The organism is Bacillus cereus group sp. RP37 (assembly GCF_040459695.1).
Classification (GTDB): domain Bacteria; phylum Bacillota; class Bacilli; order Bacillales; family Bacillaceae_G; genus Bacillus_A.
The window spans coordinates 30,239-46,104 of record NZ_JARVHP010000002.1 but is presented as its reverse complement, the minus strand read 5'-3'; the positions used below and the strand labels follow the sequence as shown (position 1 = coordinate 46,104).

Below are 15,866 nucleotides of genomic sequence, written 5' to 3'. Positions count from 1 at the left end.
AATATTTACCTCTCCATTATTGTTAAAATCAAATACCTACAATCTATATTCTGTATTAACTATTACTAACTTCCCTATGATGAAACCTACTTTTTATTCCTTTCACACCAACACGATGTTAAAAAGAACTTTAAGTTCGATTTATTACTAAAAAAAATATCATCTATACTCATATCAAAATACTTAGCAATCTTCTTAGCTGTTTCCATTGATGGAGTTCTCTCTTTTTGATCAATCATTCGAATATACCGTTCAGTCACCCCACAATAATGAGCAATTTCTTTATATATATTTTTTTGCGTATTGTACATTTTATTCCCCATAGTTCCACCTCCGAAAGAACAATTAGTTCTAAATACAGATTACAGAACTAATTGTTCTTTGTCAATGCAAAAAAGAACAATATGTGCTAAAATATATTCCAAAGAGAACAATTAGTTCAATTGAAGAGGTGAAAAATGTGATAGGACTTAGATTAAAATCCTTACGAAAAAAGGAAAATTTAACACAAAAACAACTGGCTGAAAAAATTGGAGTATCTCAAAGAATGATAGGTTACTACGAATCAGAAGAAAGATTCCCTCCACATGATGTTCTAACTAAATTAGCTGATTGCTTTTCGGTTTCAGCTGACTATTTACTAGGACGAGATGTCACGAACGAAACCAAGAAGCAATTAACGCCAAAAAACGAGAAAGACATAGCAAAAAGAATGGAAGAAATAAAAAAAGACCTTCAAGGAGAAAATGGCTTAATGTTCTCTGGTGAACCTATGAGTCAAGAAGCTGTAGAATCACTATTAGATGCAATGGATTACATTGTAAAACAAACGAAAGTAATCAATAAAAAATACGTGCCTAAGAAATATCGTAAGCCAGACGATAACTGATGCGAGCTTAGGAGGGAATACATTGAAATTCGTCATTAGAGATCTAGTCCAACAACTTAGCACCAAATACAACACGACAAACCCCTATGAGCTTGCTGATTACTTAAAAATACATGTACTAACATGGGATTTACATGAAGAAATAAATGGTTTTTATAAATATGAAAAAAGAAATCGTTTCATTGTTATTAATACTAATTTATCTCCATCTATGCAGAGAACTGTTTGTGCTCATGAATTAGGACATGCGGTCCTACATACTCATGCAAATACACCCTTTCTACGTAAAAATACATTCTTTTCCGTTGATAAATTAGAGATAGAAGCAAATACATTTGCTGCGCTTTTGTTGATTGACAAAAGGACCATTCAGCCTGGTGATACAAAAGCATGTATAGCATACAAAAATAATATTCCAGTTGAACTGTTGGAATTTTACAAGCCTTGCTATAGGTATTAAGACATTTTAATTATTGGTTCAAACGCTGACGAGAAAAAGAGAATGCTCCATCGTTAAAGCAAAAGAAATGAAATAGTATCTATTGTTTAAAAAATCTATACAGTTAAATCGAATATAAAAATGCACCTCCAATTGTTAATTATGTGTCTAACAATTGGGGTGCACTTCAATAACAGTCGGTCTTTTTCGAAAAATCTTTAACCTCTAATATTGTCCATACTTCCCTGTACGAAAATCGATACATTACTTAAATATTATTTTGTTTTTACAGAAACGTGTAATATAGAGTAATCTGGATTTAGAGTAACTACAGACTCTCCAGGGCTTATTGAATGTAGAGGACTTATACCTATTTCTACGCTATGATTATCTTTTTCAAAACGATTGATATAATCCTTATTATTTTTTACAAAACTATCAATTTCTTTTTTTAATTCTGGACTTGGATTTACTAGTCTATCAATCTCTTTATCAAGGGTGAAATTCGGATTTATCATATGCATCCAATTTTCCGCTAGCTCAACAGTTGATTTGTCAACGACAAACACGAAATAGAAATTATCTTCATCCTTCCCAACAAACGAAAATGAACCATGAGAATCAATCATTCTTGGCAAATTAGGAGTATATAAATCAATTTCTGATGCAACGTATCTATATCTGAAATTTGCATTATATTTCTTATTTACTTCAGTAACAAGATTTTGACCTTGCTTAGAAATAGATTTCTCTCTTACAGGTGAAATTTCAATTGAATATCTATCAAAGAAAAAATCTTCTGTCACTAACGCATTGGGAATACCTATTGGCGTTACTCCTGGTTTGGTCTCTGGTTTCGTTTCTGGCTTCGTTTCTGGCTTTGTTTCTGGTTTTGTTTCTGGTTTTGTTTCTGGTTTTGTCTCTGGTTTTGTCTCTGGTTTTGTCTCTGGTTTTGTTTCTGGTTTTGTTTCTGGCTTTGTTTCTGGCTTTGTTTCTGGTTTTGTCTCTGGTTTTGTTTCTGGTTTTGTTTCTGGTTTTGTCTCTGGTTTTGTTTCTGGCTTTGTCTCTGGTTTTGTCTCTGGCTTTGTTTCTGGTTTTGTTTCTGGTTTGTTCACACTTTGAATTCCATTGTATAGAAATTGTGCATATTGCTCACGTGTTACAACTCTTTTTGGCTCGAATAAGTTACTTCCTGTACCAGCAGCAATTTTACTTTCCTGCACTGCACTGATTGCCTTCGTAGCCCAATAATTCTTGTCAACATCTTTGAAAGTTGTGACAGTTGTTGCTTTTAATTGAAATGCTTGTGTTAGAACAGCTGCCAATTGTTCACGATTTAGGACCTCATTTGGTCCAAACTTTCCATCACCATATCCACTCATAATCCCTGCTTTTGTGATTGCTAAGATTTCTTTTTCGAACATAGAACCTTTTATATCCGTAAATGGATTTTGAAATTTAGCATCTACATCTACTGGTTTCAAGTATACATAAAGCAATCTAGCAACTTGACCACGTGTAATACTATCGCCGAAACCAAAAATGCCATTTCCATAACCAGCTACGATATTTTTCTCTTTTAGATCCATAATTGCTTTATATGACCAATGATTAGTAGGAACATCTTTAAATGTTGTATCTGCCTGTACATTTGTTAAAGATGTTAAAGTTGTTGCTGCAAGTACTGCACCTGTTAAAATCATTTTTTTCATTTTCATGCTATTTCCCCTTCTTCTCCTAATTATTTTTGCGAATAAAGATATACTTTATTTTCCAACATAAACATAATAACATAAATACATTATATTTATATATAATTATTTACTGTTATTAATGATAAAAATACTAATTCCCTCCAGAACGCTATAGACTCACACAAAAACTCTTCTTTCCTATAGAAGAGTTTTTACTACAATTTTACTGTTAAATAGCATTTTCCTTTATTTTAGTAAATGTCTGCAATATTCTTTTTAAACTAGCCGAGATATTGTTTTAGTATTTCTAGCCCTGTTTTCAAATCTTCTAATGAGTTTGTAGAGGATAGCGCAACTCGTAAATACTGATTAGGCATGGTTTGTGCGGTAATAAAAAATACATATAATAAGTACCCTATACACCATATTAGATTAAATCTTATTAAAACAAAAAAGGATGTCCTAGTAACATATCTAGGGCATCCCTTTATTTTTACTCATCTTAAAACATCGTATTATTATTAGCTGCCTCATTGGGAATCTCTTGAATTACATCCCAGTGTTCGACAATCTTTCCATCTTTTATACGAAAAATATCCACTATAGCAACTCCCTTATCTTGAGAATTAGTACGTGAATGTACATGAAGAGCAACTGTATCTCCTTCAGCTACTACACGTTTAATCTCTGCAGAAGAGTTTGGATTTTTTACAAAGTCTTCCTTAAAGAAATCCATGAAGGCTTTTCGTCCATCAGCAACAAAAGGATTATGTTGCTTATAATCTTCACTTACATATTTAGGGATAATATCGATATTATGTTTGTTAAAAACTTCATTATAGAAATCAACTACCATCTTTTTATTCTTTTCTTTTTCTGTCACATTATCTTTAGATACTGTTGCAACATTCTCGCTCTTTGTTGAATGACCTTTGGTATTACCAGTTGAAGCTTGAAATATCAAAGTCGACACAATTCCTAAAATAAACACAGAAATAATTATTACTATTAAATTTTTCTCTAATTTCATATATACCTACCTCTTCTAATTTTATCATTCATATTCGATAACACACCCGATAAAGGATAAACCTTACCCAGAATGTGATGTAAGAGATATTGTTAGGAAAATCCATCTTTCCTAACAATACTCCCTATACGAGGAATGTTAGAAACGAGTAACTCTAACTTAATACCTCATTAACAGTTGCACTATCCACAATTTGAATAAACTTTTTGACCTTATCGTTCTCATCAAACTCATAAAGATGACAAAAATCTGCTATGAATGATTTCCCTGTTACTTTATATGTTCCACTATATTTTCCATACACAATAACAGTATTGTTATTAAAAGCATAAATTTCATCTTTAGCGCTATAGTTATCCCATTCAGTTCCAAGACGTTCATGTACATTTTTCACTACTTCATCAGGACCTACATAAGTGCCCGCATATGGAAACCCAGCAGCTTCTGTCCAAGATACATTTTCACTTAAATACGTTTTGAAAGCATCCATTTTCCCCTCGCCAGTTAACACATACGTTTCATGTAATAGTTTTTGATATTTATTCATAGCATTAACCCCAAGGCATTTCTTTTGTTACAACTTTTGCACTTAATTCTAATACACCTTTATTAGCATAGCCTGGATATGCTGTATCAAGTTTTGCTACAAAATCTTTTGAAGTTTTACTTTCCTCAGAAGCTTGAATTGCTGTTCTTAGATAATCCATAGTTGCAGTAATCGCTTGATTATCTAATGATTTTTCAATTGATCCATGGCTCGGTACAATAATGTCAGCATTTAAAGCCTGTAACACTTTCAAGTTTTCAATCCATGCCTCCATGGCTGCTTTTGAACTAGTATCTGCTAAGAATAGATGGATTTCGTTAAATACATCTATTCCCCCAATTAATAATTTCAGTTCTCTGTTAAATAAGCTAGTTCTGTAATCGTCTAAGCCTACTAGTTCAAATGTTAGTCCCTGAAAATCAATAGATTTTTCCTTAAACACTTGAGGTAATACCACATTACTTGGTGCATTTTCTCCAAGCGCATCTTTCCAAACTTTCAATTTCCCTAATACAGAATGAACAATATGTTCAACCGTAGACTCTGTAGCATACGCTATAGTTTCTGGGTATGCAGCTTTAATACTTTCTAACCCGAAATAGTAATCAGGATCCCCATGGATAATAAAGATTTTATCTAGAGATAAGTTATTGTTTTTCAAATAATCCACAATTTCTTTCGAATCAGATTGAGTAAATTTTGAGTTTATTAAAAATGCATGTCCTGCTTTCTCAACTAAGGTTGCAGTGACCATAAAACTTTTTTCATCCGAACTAAAAACCGTTAATTTCACATCTTTTTGATTTGTATCGATTGTTTTAAACATAGATGTTATTCTCCTTTTGTTATAGTTATTGAATAGATAACACACTTTTATTTTGTTCCGACAGAAGACTCCTCTTCAATTCTCTTGAAAGGTTCATCGCACCAGCAAATAGATGGGAGATGTATGTCGGATGGCATAAGCTAACATGTTTGCTACTATAGCCTACTTTTTCCTAATATAAATTTTTAAAACGTGCTTCAATTTTATCTGGCGTCATTACCCCACCGCCAATAGGAATAATTTGATTATCCTTTTGTAAAAGTAAAGAAGGATAACTATTAACCCCAAGCTGTCGAACCTTATTGAAATCATTTTGGACATCTACAATTGTTTCTTGCGCATTTAAACGCTCTAATACTTGTTCAGGGTCCAAACCATGCTCAATTGCAATCTTACGATATGTCTCAGGATTACTTAGGCTTTGTCCATCATAATAAAACGCTTTTTGCATAGCAGACGTGAATTCTAACAAACGGTCTGGCGCTAATGAGCGTAAAGCTGAAAAGCCAATTGCAGCATCTTTCGAATTCATTTTAAAAGTCCCTTCTTCCACCAATTTTTGATAGGAAGGACCAAATTCTGCACCTGTAAGTTGATTAATTCTTTTATTTCCCTCTTCTATATATGAGAAATTTTTTATTGGTAGATCATCTAAAAATAACCCTCCACATAAAACTGTTAACGGCATTTCAGTGTGTTCTTTGTAAAATCCTTTAATACTTTCTGAAAAACCATAGCACCATCCACAATATGCGTCCCATACGTATATAAGGTTATCTTGTTTTTTCTCCATTTAAATCTCCTACCTTTATTTTTATTAGCTAGTTCAGCTATCACTTAAAAATTCTTAGCTAGCTTTTTGGTTTGTAAAAGTGCATCTTTTTTAGCAACCTTATTATTTTCCCCAAAAACTAATCCTTCCAAAAAAAGATCAAATAAAATTATTTATAAAAGATAACACTGCACATTATGGCTCTGAAGCAGAAAACACTATCATTCAGAATATACATAGTTGTTAACATAGTAGTAATTTTCTGCACTGAACGACAACGTATAGACCGCTATCCTTAATTAAATATAGAAATCTTTTTTCTTAAAACAGTAATTCGTTGTAACTAAATAAGTTACACTTTATGTAACCATAATAGTTACAACTGAATTAAAAGTCAATTCTTTTTTACAAAAAACATTAAATTTCTACTTTAACGTTTCCACAATTATGGAATTAAAATAAATTCCCTTTACCCTAAATGTCTATTGTTTAAGGTAATGAATTCTAATAACATCTTCTTATTTCTTTAAATGGAACAAACTTACTACTTAGATTGTCTATTCATTATACGTATAAAACAGGTGTTTATGATAAGAGTGATGCAAAAAGAGTGTTACCCTATACACTCTTTAATTGTATTGATTTTTAGAACGCCTAGACAAAAACCATATATTTTTGAAAGAGGTTGAAATTTATGATAATCTTAAACAAATTTTTTAACATGTTACCTTACAAAAAGATTGTACCTGTATTATTTCTTTCATGCGCAACGCTTATAGGCTGTTCCAATAGTAATACTCAATCTGAACCGCCTAAACAAACCAAACAAGAAAATACAGTTAATCACTCTTTTGCTAAGCTTGAAAAAGAATTTGAAGCTAAACTCGGTATTTATGCCTTGGACACTGATACGAATCAAACCGTTACGTATCAATCAGATGAGCGGTTTGCATACGCTTCTACCCACAAAGCTTTAGCCGTAGGAGTACTTTTACAAAAGAAATCAATAGAAGATCTAAATCAAAGAATTTTGTATACTCGTGAAGATCTTGTTAATTACAATCCAATTACAGAAAAGTATGTTGATACAGGTATGACTCTGAAAGAGCTTGCAGATGCTTCCCTTCGATATAGTGATAATACGGCACAAAATCTTATTCTTAAACAATTAGGTGGACCTAGTGAATTCAAAAAATCACTGAGAGAAATAGGAGATACCGTTACAAACCCTGAACGTTTTGAACCAGAATTAAACGAAGTGCATCCAGGAGACACTCATGATACTAGTACCCCAAAGGCATTAGCTACTAGTCTGCAGGCTTTCGCGCTAGGAGATATACTTTCAACTGAGAAACGGAATTTATTAATAGATTGGATGAAAAGGAACACTACAGGAGACAAATTAATTCGTGCTGGAGTTCCGGGAGATTGGGAAGTAGCTGATAAGACGGGATCGGGATCTTATGGAACCAGAAATGATATCGCAATTATTTGGCCACCAAATAAAAAGCCAATTGTTCTTGCAATACTTTCTAATCATGATAAAGAGGATGCTAAATACGATGATAAGCTTATTGCAGAAGCAACCAAAATAGTGTTACAGGCTTTAAAAACTCCAAATAAACAATAATAGTAGTAAGTCATCAGAATTTTTCTATTTTCCGTCACAATACTGTGACGGTCTTTTTATGTATTTTACAAGGAATATACCATTATCACTACAAATTCACCTCCATTTCGAACATAACTTTTAGTTTTTCCTTTTATTAATATCCACTAAGTTTCCATATTTAGGAACATCTCACATAACAATCCTATAGCCTATAGGAAGTAAAAGTAGTTTAATTCTCAAACATGGATTGTGGAACAACTTTTTTTCCTACTACTTTAAATTCAATTTCCCCTTTTTCTCTATATATTAGTTTTATAATTGGAATAGTTACCATTAATTTTTCCTTCTTTTTTCTTTCTGTCTCTAAATCAATTATTTTCATGTCACAATCCCCTTTATTTATTATAAACAAGGAGAAAGCACTCAAATGAGTGCTTTCTCCTTGTTTATAAGTGGACCTTGTAGGACTCGAACCTACGACCGAACGGTTATGAGCCGTTTGCTCTAACCAGCTGAGCTAAAGGTCCAAAGCATAAAATTTACTTCATAAAGCGTATTCACATATATCATTTTACCATATAATGTATCAATTCATTTTACTTTTTATTTAATATGCATATTTGCATCGTGTTAAGAGTGTTTATATTCTGCACTCCTAATATTTTGTAATTAGTACTATCTTTTAGTACCTTTACAGAGGTTTGGTTAACAGTAAAAAAATCGATATGTCAATCATATTAAAAATAATATAATTACAACTATTAATTGTTTATATAATCAAATACTCTTATGCTATATTGTTTAATATCAGAAATAGTAACTAAATTATATGCCTGTTTCATTGTATTAAAACAATTATCTATCTCCTCTTTTTCCATGATGGGTTTACCAGAATTATTATCTTCTAATTCTAGATTGGTTACTGCCCATGGTAAGTCAAATAGAATCATTTTCTTTAAACTCTTCCCACTATAACAGCCTAAAGTATTAACTACACAATCTAATAGTTCCTTTTCTATTTGAGTTAACTGATTTGTACTATCATAATTAACTTCAAGATTGTCGTACTGGTATCCTTTGTATTTATCAAAAATAACTCGATATACCGGGCCGTGACTTCCTACTTCACAATCATCTTCAAATAAATATGTTCCAGTAAACACCCTACAAAATCCCTGCGCATAGTATAAAAGCTTTTGAAGAGCTAAAGGAGTAATATCATCATTTTTATATAGCAAATAATTAGCAACTGCCTCAATTTTTGTAGTCTGTTTAGAAGTAACACTCTCATTTTCCTGCAGCTTTACAATCGCTTCTTTAGAAACCCTATATGCTTTTTGAGTAATTAAACCTTTATTTCTTTCCAGAATATCTAGCATAAAAGATCGATCCCTACTTAATCTTTGCAATATATCTGAGTACTGCTTTGTCGGAATATCCCCATTTACATATCTTGTTAAGGTAACTTCACCCCAACCTAGAAGTAAAGATAGTGGACGTTTTCCAATCTTATATTTTTCTAAAACCTCTTTTATTTCAGAAATAGTAACTAACTGCTCCTGTTTCCTATATGCATGATCTAATTGTTCTAAATTATAATCATGAATGTCAGGAACAAATATTTCAGATTTACACTCTTCGCATTTTGCTTCTTTACCCACGTAATGATATTGCTTCCCTCTAATGACTGTCATTTTTGGAACATCCTTAGTAGAATACTTTACCATATCTCGACAACACTCACATAAAACCAACATAAAAATCCTCCCTCATTATAAAACCATAAGTCACTTATCTTTATCTAAAAAGATAAGTGACTGGTTTATTCCTTTTATGAAAAGAAACAACAATCATGTATTTGTTCCTGTCCTTATTTTCAATTAAATTTGTTTTAACATATATGTCTACCGACTTCTTTTGTCCCCAATTATCTAGCTCATATTGTAGACAAAAGATATACAATTTTTCATAAGAAAAACTTAGATTTTTATTATCAACTGCATAACAAAAGTCATGTACTCCTATATTAAGAAGAATCTCTTTCACTTTACTAGCATTAATCTTATAAGCCTCTAGAAATTCAATATTCTCTTTCCTTTTTTCATTTCGAGAAATCGTAAATCGATTAGTTTTAATTAATTTTTTAAATTCAATTATGTACTGCTCAATCTCACCAATTGTAAAATTAGTGTGCTTTTTTGTCTCCTTATTTTGTAAGCTAATGCGCACTCAAGTTCTTTCCCCTTTCAAATCATACCTCATATTTACTAGAATAACAACAAAAAAAACGTATCAATTGATACGTTTTTTGTTAATTAACAGTAGACTTCCATTCTCTCCTCTTATAAATTAGAACATTTATGTCATCTACGAAACTTCTATATGATTGTTTTTCTGTAATTTAATTCGTAAATCGATTACGTATCTACTTTAGAATCACAGCTTCATTAAACTTCTGATGAATAAAATCTTTATTTAACATAAAGCATGTTTCTCTTGTATCATCAAAAAACCTCTCATAGCCCCCTGTACCACTCCCTTTTGTTGAAACAACCAATTTAAGCTCCTTTCCTAAATCATGTGAAGCTTTTGGAAGTTTACGAATATCCCCTGTCTCAATTGTCTCCTTTATCATGTTATAAGTTTTCTCAAACTCGTCCACTTCTTCAGGAGTGAATGTAACCTTAAAAATTTTATCCAGAATCCTTTGGCCATTACCTAGCTTCTTACCATCTTTCTCTCCTAGATAACCTACATATATGAAAGTTACTTCTTCAAAGAATGTTTTCCAGGAAGACTCTTCCCAAGAAGTTTCAAAATCTGCAAGTTGCAAGGTTCTGAACGTTGCTTTTTCTATAGGACTGTTATCTTCTCGAATTGGTATATTTTTAATTAGAAAATTAGATTTACTGAATACCTCATGCTTCTCTGGTAATTCCTTATCTGTACCTACTATCCTATTAGCTACCATTTTACTAATACTGTTAGGTATTTTTTTAGCTGAATCACGCTTCTCAAAAAGATTTAATATATCTAATTGATTCATCCCCTTATACGGTTTTAGTTGATTCCAAATGTATCCTTCAGGTGTGACAAATACATTAGATTTTTCACCTCTGTCCATTCTTTCTACATGGCTTCTCAAAACACCACGAAAGAAAGAATTTTTTAAGGAAAATGCTCTTGTAGGTGCAGAGATTTCCGAATTAGGCTGTTCTGCTTTTTGTCCTTTCTGTCCTTTTGTGGCCGCCCCTAGAATAACGGTATCGCCCTCAGACAATTTATGAGCAAGTCCTTCTAGCACTTTTTGCTTTATTGTATAAAAATCATTTCTGATTATTGCTTCATCTTGCGACATATCATAGAGTTGAAAATCTCGAATTATAAAATCTCCATACGGAACACCTTTCATATATTCGTACCAAATAATTAGCAACTTTTTGTTCTTAGAAACAACTTTGCTAAACTCATATTCTTCATGAATAATATTTTTATAGTTAATCATGCTTAAAGAAATTCTTTCCTTTGCCGACCATGATCCATTTCGAAGTTGATTAAAACCAGAAACTTTCAACTCAATTCCTAATTCTCCAAAGTCTGCCTCAGGACAATTATTTAATTCATAATCGTAAAATCCTGTCTCAACAACCTTACCTAGTATTCCTTTATCGTTACTATTTCCTTGTAAGATTCCTTTTGTATCAATTTCTTTAAAACTCTTCCCAATAATTCCTTCCGTAAATGCTAATAATTGTTCCTCTGTTTTAAATTTCATACTCATCCCCACCTATCTTTCATTATTATTTAATAAATAAAACTGTACAATGAACTATTTCATACATTAAAAAAACTATATCCCCCTCCTAATTCCCTCATATACAAATAAATTATTCGTAATGGTTCTCCCCTTATATAAATTTCCTTTTTTAATCTGTTATTGTAACAGAAATACATTTTCATACTTGTTTCACCCAAAACAAAAAGGGCTTCCTCAAGTCGATTAATTGTGCACAGCAAAATAAGCTATTTACACTAATCGGCTCAAAGAAGCCCTTTCAAAATTAAAGTAAGAACAAAACTTACTTTTACAACTCAACCACAACACATCAGGTGTGGGAATAAACGGAATCAAATAAACTAACAATATACCTATATATTACAAAAAATATATATTCATATCAAGATATTTTCAAAAACTATAATACTACTATTTTTCTATCCATTTACTTAAACGTTTCTAAATAATGACTTTTAACCTTTATTTTCTTCTAAATAAAAATAGGATCACTATAGTAGCGAAATGCTATTATTATAGTGATCCTATCTTTATTTATACTTTCAATATATTGATTAACTATTAGATAACAGAAAAAATTCTTTTTCAAATCCTGTATTCTCCCAAAAATTCAATGCTAATTTATTAGCTAAGTCAACATAGACATGAATCAAAGAGACATTTTCTTGATTCAACCAATTGCTTATATTTCCAACTAAATTTTGCGCAATTTGCTGTCTCCTATATTCGGATTTTACATAAACTTCCTCTATTTGACCATATAACATATCTGTAACCAGATCTTGCTTTATTGAACCAATTCCATAACCAATTAGGTTATTAGTTTCATCAGTTCCTACAAAAACCGCACCATATCTTGATTGAATCAATTCCACTAATTGCTCTTCAATCCCTTTTTTATGACTTTCCTCTAATTCACAATCTGCAGTTTCTATTGCGTTTAGGTTCCATAATTCTATTATTTCTTTTATACTCTCTCGATTATCCATTTTTTTATCTAGTTTTTCAATACTAATTTCCATTTTACATCCCCCTTGTAAGTTTCTACCAATACAGTGTAATATATTGTACCTGGCAAGTTAAGCAAAGTTGATAAAATATAATCTTAATATTAAATAATATGTAAAAATGTCATTCCTCTTCTAGAGTTCATTATACTTTTTATTTTTTCCAAATGCTTTTTCTACAGGATATTTTTCAGCATTTTTTATAAGCTTAGATTGTACTACCTCTTCTAAATTTATATTTAATTGATCACTTAGCAGAAGCAAGTAAATCATTACATCAGCTATTTCTTCTTTCATTTCCTCCATTTTAGTCTCCGTTGCTTCTTGACTGGTTTTCCATTGAAAAGTCTCAAGCAATTCTGCAGCTTCTAAATTCAATGAAATGGCTAAATCCTTTGCATTATGAAATTGTCCCCAATTTCTCTCATCTCGAAATTTTATTACTGCCTTTTGTAAATCTTCCATCACTATTAGTCTCCTCTCTATTTCTTACTATCTTTTCAAACTAGAACACACTATAGGTTGATTCCCTACTAATTAACCTTAACCCAGATATAATCATCCTCATATTTGACATTTAATTTTGAGCGAAGCCCCTTCATATATGTTTTTAATTGTTTTGTAAAATTCTCATCACCGACTTGATCATATCTTTCTACATCTAAATACAACTTGAATATATTTCCTTTCGTTAACTCAAATTCCCATTTTAGAAAGTTATGTAGCATACTTTCCTTACTCAAGTATTCATTAACTTCCATATATTCCAGCAGCTCATATAAATTATAATACAATAAGCTACTCGGCCTAGGCATTTCACATTTCGGGCAATATTCTCTATATCTATCTTGCAGTTGCGTAATTATTTCTGTTCCACATTGATTACAATTATACATGTAGCAATCTCCTTTAATGGATAACTCAGTTGGTCTCTCCTATATTTTTTACTCTCCTAAAATTATATATTATACTATCAGGTTTTTACATATTACTCCCATCCTACTTAAATTAAGCACTAAAAAACCTTCCATTAAGGAAGGTTTTTTAGTCTATATATCTATTTGACAGTAACCTAATAATTAATATTGTTTTAAGAAATTTTCTCATAGCTTATTAATCAAAATGAAAGCTATCATCCTATTGTTAATCTATAGATTCAAATTCAGAGAATAAGCAATTAAATAAAGTGACCTTATTATAAGAAATATATTCTGTTTCTATACCTTCTAATGTAGTATTTAATAACTCTTTAGAGATATAACTAAACCCTTTTTTATCCATAAAAATTTTAGCCTCTTCTAGAAGTTTAACGTATTGCCCACTATCACTTATATTATTGAAATTCCATTCGTCTGTTTCTTTAATATAGCTAGTTTCCTCTAACATACAGTAATAATAATTTCCTAGTAAACTAATAAAGATCCTTAAATCTACTCTTTTTCCGCCTAATAATTTAATTAAATCAATATCATCATCTAAAATTTTCTGATTACTGTGAGCTAAAACCTTATACTCTAAACACTGGCTATTAGGTAAATCCGTCCAATTAACAACTGCATTATTAGAGTATAATTTTTGAAACTCGGTATACCAAATTTTATCTATATTATCTTCTTGACTATTTTTCTTTAAAGAAAGTAACCTCTCATTTGGCTTTAAAATTTTTACTGATGATTTATCCGTAGGTCCTTCATATGAAAAAAATGAATCTACTGTATTTAAAATATCACTTTTAGTAATTATACTCATTTTCTATTATCACCCTTGTTAAATCTCTTATCTGTTAGTAATTTTTTTGCCTTTTTCGCATCTTTATTTCCTTTTTTAGCTAAATCTTCAATCTCCTTCACCGTTTTATTTTTCATTGAGCCTGGAAATTCCTTATTAATAGCACCTTTTTTATATTTACCAATGACATCTTGTGCTTTCATTCCAGAAATACCAACAGCAGATCCAATTGTAACTAATTTACCTGCTTTCCATACCTTATGAACTACTTGTGCGCCTCTAGCACCCCAAATAATCACAGGAATGGCTAATGGGAATGCAAATCGTTCTACTTGATTAAATTCTGCCACTTCAATTTTACTATCTTCTACTGTTTCTACACTAATAACCGGTACATTATCTAATTCATGAGTCGCTGCTTGCGTACTCATAGAAAATGATGTAGTTAATAGAGAAAATGCTGAAATACCTAATAATGATTTTGCTAATACCCTTTTCATAACAACCTCCAAATATTCCTATATTTACCTTACATGTAAATTTTACGATTTATTGGGAAGTGACTTCAAGTCTGTTTATTACTAAAATAATTTGTTATAATTCTTATAAGAAAACTCAGTTAATACAGTAGGTTTATTATTTATAAAGAAAATAGTAAACCTACTCCACATCTTCCTATGAATTAGCTAAATTCCATCAATATAGGTAAACCAAAAAAATTTTATAACATAAACATAATTATAAGCTCTATTGTAAACAAATTAGTAGATCTTATTTCATTACACTCCTTTAAAAGGTACAGAAATTCTATGGACAATATTTACTTATTTACACAGTAATCCTCAAGAAATAAAATTATTATATATAAAGATTCCTACTTAATAATAGGAATCTTTTTTGCTTTTTACTAACCTACAAGCCTAAAATTCCAACAATCTGACGAGCCTTAACATTATCTATATAATAATGCATCTCTAATCCCTTTCTTTCTGCACGAAGTACGGTTCCCCTTAATTTTGATAGATGCTGTGAAACAGTAGATTGTGGGAGTCTTAATATTTCCGTTAATTGCGTAACATTACACATTTGATGTTTCATTAATTCATTTACAATTTGTAATCGAACCGGATGTGCCATTACCTTTAAAACATCTACGTCTTCTTCGCGGATTTCAGCTAGATCTCTATCAGTTACTACTGTTTTCATTTCGCATTCTCCTTTATTATTAATTTCTACTTTTCTTATTATCCTTATAAATAGTACTTATAGATGTTTACCATTTGTCCTGTTGAGAAAATATATTCTCTTCTTAAAACAAAAAGGACACCCATTCTGAAAACAGTTTTTTACATAAATTTTGAACTATGATTAACACGCTTTACTAAGCAAAAGTATTTCTTCTATCCCTTGTTTAAAGCAAATAAAAAATTCTGCTTATGCCTTCCCATCCTGAAAAATTAATAGGCAGTATCCCCCATCTCACACTCTACAAAATAATCATTTTATTTCTCAATATGAACACCTGG

General features: G+C 31.1%; 19 protein-coding genes and 1 tRNA gene. 3 read left to right on the top strand and 17 right to left on the bottom strand.

The window, feature by feature from the left end:
* Nucleotides 1-86: 86 nt before the first annotated feature.
* Entirely contained in the window at nucleotides 87-323 is a 237-nt protein-coding gene (locus tag QCI44_RS28545; protein WP_353811554.1) for a helix-turn-helix transcriptional regulator, read from the bottom strand.
* A gap of 137 nt (nucleotides 324-460) precedes the next feature.
* Here QCI44_RS28545 and QCI44_RS28540 point away from each other — a divergent pair, with 137 nt between their 5' ends.
* Both QCI44_RS28540 and QCI44_RS28535 read left to right on the top strand, forming a co-directional pair.
* Nucleotides 461-889, top strand: coding sequence for a helix-turn-helix domain-containing protein (locus QCI44_RS28540; protein ID WP_353811553.1), 429 nt, complete (start codon nucleotides 461-463; stop codon nucleotides 887-889).
* A gap of 22 nt (nucleotides 890-911) precedes the next feature.
* Nucleotides 912-1,349: an ImmA/IrrE family metallo-endopeptidase gene (locus QCI44_RS28535; protein ID WP_353811552.1), complete on the top strand. Its 438-nt coding sequence runs from the start codon at nucleotides 912-914 to the stop codon at nucleotides 1,347-1,349.
* Between the two features lie 254 nt (nucleotides 1,350-1,603).
* On the opposite strand, the gene QCI44_RS28530 is transcribed toward QCI44_RS28535, so the two are convergent.
* From QCI44_RS28530 to QCI44_RS28510, 5 genes are all read right to left on the bottom strand, one after another.
* Nucleotides 1,604-3,046: an S-layer homology domain-containing protein gene (locus QCI44_RS28530; protein WP_353811551.1), complete on the bottom strand. Its 1,443-nt coding sequence runs from the start codon at nucleotides 3,044-3,046 to the stop codon at nucleotides 1,604-1,606.
* Nucleotides 3,047-3,524: 478 nt separating this feature from the next.
* Nucleotides 3,525-4,052 (bottom strand): nuclear transport factor 2 family protein, encoded by a 528-nt coding sequence (locus QCI44_RS28525; RefSeq protein ID WP_000764200.1) that lies wholly within the window; start codon nucleotides 4,050-4,052, stop codon nucleotides 3,525-3,527.
* Between the two features lie 154 nt (nucleotides 4,053-4,206).
* Nucleotides 4,207-4,599 carry a nuclear transport factor 2 family protein gene (locus tag QCI44_RS28520; RefSeq protein WP_087952270.1) on the bottom strand — a complete coding sequence of 131 codons (393 nt, stop codon included), beginning with the start codon at nucleotides 4,597-4,599 and terminating at the stop codon, nucleotides 4,207-4,209.
* A 4-nt stretch (nucleotides 4,600-4,603) separates the two neighbouring features.
* Complete coding sequence (locus QCI44_RS28515) at nucleotides 4,604-5,425, bottom strand: MBL fold metallo-hydrolase (protein WP_353811550.1); 822 nt, start codon at nucleotides 5,423-5,425, stop codon at nucleotides 4,604-4,606.
* A 172-nt stretch (nucleotides 5,426-5,597) separates the two neighbouring features.
* The gene (locus QCI44_RS28510; protein WP_353811549.1) at nucleotides 5,598-6,218 is read right to left on the bottom strand and encodes a DsbA family protein; all 621 of its coding nucleotides are present in this window, start codon (nucleotides 6,216-6,218) and stop codon (nucleotides 5,598-5,600) included.
* A gap of 673 nt (nucleotides 6,219-6,891) precedes the next feature.
* On the opposite strand from QCI44_RS28510, the gene bla reads away from it, so the two are divergent.
* Nucleotides 6,892-7,827 carry a class A beta-lactamase gene (bla, locus tag QCI44_RS28505; protein ID WP_353811548.1) on the top strand — a complete coding sequence of 312 codons (936 nt, stop codon included), beginning with the start codon at nucleotides 6,892-6,894 and terminating at the stop codon, nucleotides 7,825-7,827.
* Nucleotides 7,828-8,038: 211 nt separating this feature from the next.
* On the opposite strand, the gene QCI44_RS28500 is transcribed toward bla, so the two are convergent.
* From QCI44_RS28500 to QCI44_RS28450, 11 genes are all read right to left on the bottom strand, one after another.
* Nucleotides 8,039-8,191 carry a hypothetical protein gene (locus tag QCI44_RS28500; protein ID WP_353811547.1) on the bottom strand — a complete coding sequence of 51 codons (153 nt, stop codon included), beginning with the start codon at nucleotides 8,189-8,191 and terminating at the stop codon, nucleotides 8,039-8,041.
* A 71-nt stretch (nucleotides 8,192-8,262) separates the two neighbouring features.
* A tRNA-Ile gene (locus QCI44_RS28495) sits at nucleotides 8,263-8,336 on the bottom strand.
* A 234-nt stretch (nucleotides 8,337-8,570) separates the two neighbouring features.
* A complete protein-coding gene (locus tag QCI44_RS28490) occupies nucleotides 8,571-9,566 on the bottom strand; it encodes a type II toxin-antitoxin system antitoxin SocA domain-containing protein (protein WP_353811546.1) in 996 nt (331 codons plus the stop codon).
* 40 nt (nucleotides 9,567-9,606) lie between these two features.
* On the bottom strand, nucleotides 9,607-10,038 hold the full coding sequence (locus QCI44_RS28485) for a hypothetical protein (protein WP_173601904.1): 432 nt from the start codon (nucleotides 10,036-10,038) through the stop codon (nucleotides 9,607-9,609).
* A gap of 196 nt (nucleotides 10,039-10,234) precedes the next feature.
* On the bottom strand, nucleotides 10,235-11,584 hold the full coding sequence (locus QCI44_RS28480) for a Sau3AI family type II restriction endonuclease (RefSeq protein ID WP_353811545.1): 1,350 nt from the start codon (nucleotides 11,582-11,584) through the stop codon (nucleotides 10,235-10,237).
* A gap of 575 nt (nucleotides 11,585-12,159) precedes the next feature.
* Nucleotides 12,160-12,627, bottom strand: coding sequence for a GNAT family N-acetyltransferase (locus QCI44_RS28475; protein ID WP_353811544.1), 468 nt, complete (start codon nucleotides 12,625-12,627; stop codon nucleotides 12,160-12,162).
* Between the two features lie 120 nt (nucleotides 12,628-12,747).
* Complete coding sequence (locus QCI44_RS28470; protein WP_353811543.1) at nucleotides 12,748-13,077, bottom strand: nucleotide pyrophosphohydrolase; 330 nt, start codon at nucleotides 13,075-13,077, stop codon at nucleotides 12,748-12,750.
* A 68-nt stretch (nucleotides 13,078-13,145) separates the two neighbouring features.
* On the bottom strand, nucleotides 13,146-13,508 hold the full coding sequence (locus tag QCI44_RS28465) for a hypothetical protein (protein ID WP_098375477.1): 363 nt from the start codon (nucleotides 13,506-13,508) through the stop codon (nucleotides 13,146-13,148).
* Between the two features lie 247 nt (nucleotides 13,509-13,755).
* A complete protein-coding gene (locus tag QCI44_RS28460) occupies nucleotides 13,756-14,361 on the bottom strand; it encodes a hypothetical protein (RefSeq protein WP_353811542.1) in 606 nt (201 codons plus the stop codon).
* The gene (locus QCI44_RS28455; protein WP_353811541.1) at nucleotides 14,358-14,840 is read right to left on the bottom strand and encodes a hypothetical protein; all 483 of its coding nucleotides are present in this window, start codon (nucleotides 14,838-14,840) and stop codon (nucleotides 14,358-14,360) included. Before QCI44_RS28455 ends, QCI44_RS28460 begins: the two co-directional genes overlap by 4 nt.
* Nucleotides 14,841-15,252: 412 nt before the next feature.
* On the bottom strand, nucleotides 15,253-15,546 hold the full coding sequence (locus QCI44_RS28450) for an ArsR/SmtB family transcription factor (RefSeq protein ID WP_353811540.1): 294 nt from the start codon (nucleotides 15,544-15,546) through the stop codon (nucleotides 15,253-15,255).
* Between the last annotated feature and the right edge of the window lie 320 nt (nucleotides 15,547-15,866).

Bases quoted from the DNA above. Each gene is read 5' to 3' on its own strand.
- QCI44_RS28460 (WP_353811542.1), bottom strand. From the start codon at position 14,361: ATGAGTATAATTACTAAAAGTGATATTTTAAATACAGTAGATTCATTT.
- QCI44_RS28480 (WP_353811545.1), bottom strand. From the start codon at position 11,584: ATGAAATTTAAAACAGAGGAACAATTATTAGCATTTACGGAAGGAATT.
- QCI44_RS28545 (WP_353811554.1), bottom strand. From the start codon at position 323: ATGGGGAATAAAATGTACAATACGCAAAAAAATATATATAAAGAAATT.
- QCI44_RS28470 (WP_353811543.1), bottom strand. From the start codon at position 13,077: ATGGAAGATTTACAAAAGGCAGTAATAAAATTTCGAGATGAGAGAAAT.
- QCI44_RS28500 (WP_353811547.1), bottom strand. From the start codon at position 8,191: ATGAAAATAATTGATTTAGAGACAGAAAGAAAAAAGAAGGAAAAATTA.
- bla (WP_353811548.1), top strand. From the start codon at position 6,892: ATGATAATCTTAAACAAATTTTTTAACATGTTACCTTACAAAAAGATT.
- QCI44_RS28490 (WP_353811546.1), bottom strand. From the start codon at position 9,566: ATGTTGGTTTTATGTGAGTGTTGTCGAGATATGGTAAAGTATTCTACT.
- QCI44_RS28515 (WP_353811550.1), bottom strand. From the start codon at position 5,425: ATGTTTAAAACAATCGATACAAATCAAAAAGATGTGAAATTAACGGTT.
- QCI44_RS28530 (WP_353811551.1), bottom strand. From the start codon at position 3,046: ATGAAAATGAAAAAAATGATTTTAACAGGTGCAGTACTTGCAGCAACA.
- QCI44_RS28450 (WP_353811540.1), bottom strand. From the start codon at position 15,546: ATGAAAACAGTAGTAACTGATAGAGATCTAGCTGAAATCCGCGAAGAA.
- QCI44_RS28465 (WP_098375477.1), bottom strand. From the start codon at position 13,508: ATGTATAATTGTAATCAATGTGGAACAGAAATAATTACGCAACTGCAA.
- QCI44_RS28520 (WP_087952270.1), bottom strand. From the start codon at position 4,599: ATGAATAAATATCAAAAACTATTACATGAAACGTATGTGTTAACTGGC.
- QCI44_RS28455 (WP_353811541.1), bottom strand. From the start codon at position 14,840: ATGAAAAGGGTATTAGCAAAATCATTATTAGGTATTTCAGCATTTTCT.
- QCI44_RS28475 (WP_353811544.1), bottom strand. From the start codon at position 12,627: ATGGAAATTAGTATTGAAAAACTAGATAAAAAAATGGATAATCGAGAG.
- QCI44_RS28525 (WP_000764200.1), bottom strand. From the start codon at position 4,052: ATGAAATTAGAGAAAAATTTAATAGTAATAATTATTTCTGTGTTTATT.
- QCI44_RS28510 (WP_353811549.1), bottom strand. From the start codon at position 6,218: ATGGAGAAAAAACAAGATAACCTTATATACGTATGGGACGCATATTGT.